Consider the following 2,757-nt stretch of genomic DNA (forward strand, 5'->3'; position numbering starts at 1 on the left):
TTCTGCGGGGTTTCCGGCTTTGCCCTGCCATAAGGCAAGGCTGCTGCGGGTGGTGAGAATGTTGGGGTGGTCGGGTCCGAGGACTCGTTGTTGGTCGGTGAGGAGTTGTTCGAGTGAGGTGACTGCGCCCGTGGGGTCTCCGGCTCTGCCCTGCCAATGGGCGAGACTGCCTCGGGTGGTGAGAATGTCGGGGTGGTCGGGGCCCAGGACGCGTTGTTCTTCGGGGATGAGGTTCCCGAAGATGGTGGCGACTGCGCTTGCTGGGTTTCCGGCTTCGCCTTGCCAGTGAGCGAGGTTGTGGCGTGTGGTGAAGGTGGCCCGGTGGTCGGGGCCCAGGACGCGGATGCAGTCGGGGAGGAGTTGTTCGAGTGAGGTGACTGCGCCCGTGGGGTCTCCGGCTCTGCCCTGCCAATGGGCGAGACTGCCTCGGGTGGTGAGAGTATTGAGGTGGCTGGGCCCAAAGTGATGCTCGGCAGTGCGCGTCAGGTCCTCCCAGTACACCACCGCATCTTTGAATTGGCCGCTCTCTCCCAGGCTTCGGCCGGCGTGAAACAACACAGGGTGCCCATCGGGTTCCCATAGCCATTCCTCGCTGGATCGCCCTTGGACGTTGGGGTGAGATCGCAAGGCGGTGGTGTTGGCACGCAGCCGTTGAGCCAGGTCGGGGTCACGATCGATGTTGTTCCAGGTGTGGTGCAGGGCATCGGCAGTGGCGTGCACTGACTCGGGTGTGGGGTGAGTGGCGGGGTGTTCACGGGTGGCGCGCTGCACGAGCTGGTGCACCCGGACGAACGCCCCGTTCGCCCCGATATCGGATCCAGCGCTGGGGCGGGTGATCAGGTTCAGTCGGTGTAGCCCGGCCAGAGCGGTGCGCACTTGATGGACGGAGATGGTCGCGCCGTTCAGCGCGGCCTTCGGGGCGCGGGTGGCGAGGTAGTCCCGGGCCGATGGGGCGTGGAGCACGGCCGAGGGGAGGCCCTCGCCATCCAGAAGGGCGACGAGTCCCATCAAGGGGCGGGCCAAGCCCTGGGGGGTGAAGGTGTCGGCCATGGTCAGGGACAGGTCCCAGGTGGCGGCCAGAGGGGTGTCGGTGTCCCAGTCGGGGAACACCTCGCGCAGGGTGCTCATCCGGTCGTGGAACACCTGCAGGTACTCGTCGCAGCTCATACCGAGTTCGGCCATGTAGGGCACGGCCTGTCCCAGGGCTAGAGGCAGGCGCCCCAGGGACTCGGCCAAGGTGCCCAGGTCCGTGTCGGTATGGTCTATGCCTGCTTCGTCGAGGGCATTGGCGAGGAAGGCGCGAGCCTCATGGACGGTGTAAACGTCGACGTCGATGAGATGGCGGCCCTGCGTGGTGAGGGAGTGGTCGCGCCTGCGGGTGGTGACCAGGGTGCGCCCGTGGGGCTGATCGTGCGGAGGCCATAGGTCTGTGACCGGGGCAGGGTCGGCGAGGTCGTCCCAGATGACGAGCCAGCGGCGCCCCTGGTGCTTGTTGGGGTCGCCAAGCCAGGCGAGAAAGAAGGCGGCGGCGTCCTCGGGGTCGTCGGGGACGTTGCTGTACAGCTGTCGGGCGGCGTGGCTGTAGGCGGAGGTGATGCCTGTGCGGGTGGCGGCGTTGGCCCAGACCAGAACGTCGACCCGGTGGTCGGGGTCGGTAATGGCGCGCAGGGTACGGGCGTGGTGGGCGACCAGTTGGGTCTTACCGACGCCGCCGGTACCGGACAACACTTGTCGCAGTACCACGGTTCCGAAGCCGTCCAAGGCCTGTTCGAGTTGTTCAGCGATAGCGCGGTGCTGGTAATGAACGGCTTCCTCGGGGATCACACCGATACGGATGGGCCAGTTGATCTCGTGTGGGGGTAGTTGGAGGTGTTGTTCGTTGATGAACGGGCCGTTGAAGACGCTGCCGCGGTAATCGTTGTGGTGGCCCTCGTAGGAAGCGTTCACTGGCCAGGCTCCGTGTTCTCGCCAGGGCTGCTCCGGTGGTGTTGTTCGTTGATGAAGGGGCCGTTGAAGGTGCCACCTCGGAAATCGTTGTGGTTTCCTCTATAGGTGGGGTTGTCCACGTGCACCTCGTGGCCTTGGACCACGGTGCTGTCTGAGATGTTCCCGTTCACCGTATTGTCCGTGCGCATAGGGGCGCCGGAGGGTTGAGCAGGGGAGGACTTGGTGGATGTGGTTGCCCAGACGATCACGTTGGCGACCAGACTCAGGGCAGCGGTGATGCCCGCAGTCCAGGACGCGGCCTCCCATCCCGCGCGTGAGGACGGCCCGCCACCGAGCCACAGTCCCGCGCTCAGCGCGGCGACGATTGCGACAGTCGCTGCTGCTACACCGATCCACCTCGTCTTGTTCATGCCATCTGATTGTGGTGGGTGAAGGCCTTTGGGGTAAGGGGTTTCGGGGGAAGCGTCCGTATCTGGCCGGTTGAGGCATTGCGGCGTACAGGCTCGGGGCTGCGCGTGTCGGTGCGACTGTGGGGCACTGGTGGGAGGGTGCGGGGCAGTCCTGGAGTGGGCCGCCAGGGTCACGGGATGGCAAAGTGCTCCGTGAGGTGGACCCCCACCTGCACTCGCCTTGTACTGGGGAGCACACGAGGAGCACACATGGCCCCTAAACGCGGCGAGGACCTCGTTCGAGGTCCTCGCGCACCCCGTCTGAACTGGGGTTTTGTGGCGCACCCGGCAGGATTCGAACCTGCGACCGTCGGATTAGAAGTCCGGTGCTCTATCCACTGAGCTACGGGTGCTCGATTGG

The 2,757-nt window shown here is 65.5% G+C and carries 2 protein-coding genes and 1 tRNA gene; all 3 read right to left on the bottom strand.

Annotated elements, in window-relative coordinates:
* Window positions 1-1,947: tetratricopeptide repeat protein (locus ACWGKS_RS29725; RefSeq protein WP_452525042.1), on the bottom strand; the 1,947-nt coding region annotated here is incomplete at its 3' end.
* Entirely contained in the window at window positions 1,944-2,357 is a 414-nt protein-coding gene (locus tag ACWGKS_RS29730; protein ID WP_452525044.1) for a hypothetical protein, read from the bottom strand. The genes ACWGKS_RS29725 and ACWGKS_RS29730, both read right to left, overlap by 4 nt.
* Window positions 2,358-2,673: 316 nt before the next feature.
* Window positions 2,674-2,749: transfer RNA gene (locus ACWGKS_RS29735), tRNA-Arg, on the bottom strand.
* Between the last annotated feature and the right edge of the window lie 8 nt (window positions 2,750-2,757).

This window comes from Nocardiopsis sp. NPDC055879 (genome assembly GCF_053615935.1).